Genomic DNA, 444 nt, shown 5'->3' on the forward strand with positions numbered 1-444 from the left:
ATCCAAGCGCATTCCCTTCATCGACCCGCTCGACATCCGCTACCGCCGCTTCGAGACGGTGCCGCGGCCGGTGGCCCAGGCGGTGATGTTCTGCCTGATGGACGTCTCGGGCTCGATGTCCGAGCACATGAAGGATCTCGCCAAGCGCTTCTACATGCTGCTCTACGTGTTCCTGAAGCGCCGCTACAAGCACGTCGAGATCGTCTTCATTCGTCACACCGACCGCGCCGAGGAGGTCGACGAGCAGACCTTCTTCTACGGCCCGGCCTCCGGCGGCACGCTGGTCTCCAGCGCCCTGCAGGCCATGCACGAGATCGTGCGCGAGCGCTTCAACCCGTCGGACTGGAATATCTACGCCGCGCAGGCTTCCGACGGCGACAATTCCTATTCCGACGGCGAGCTCACCGGCATGCTGCTGACCGACAAGATCCTGCCGGTCTGCCA

At 63.7% G+C, this 444-nt stretch carries 1 protein-coding gene; it reads left to right on the top strand.

Annotation, left to right across the window (positions count from 1 at the left end; genetic code table 11):
• Window positions 1-444, top strand: a 444-nt coding sequence (locus D7Y11_RS42935; protein WP_126936527.1) for a DUF444 family protein, incomplete at both ends; no start/stop codon positions are given.

This window comes from Corallococcus sp. AB018 (genome assembly GCF_003986945.1).
In the GTDB taxonomy this organism is placed as follows: Bacteria; Myxococcota; Myxococcia; order Myxococcales; family Myxococcaceae; genus Corallococcus; species Corallococcus exiguus.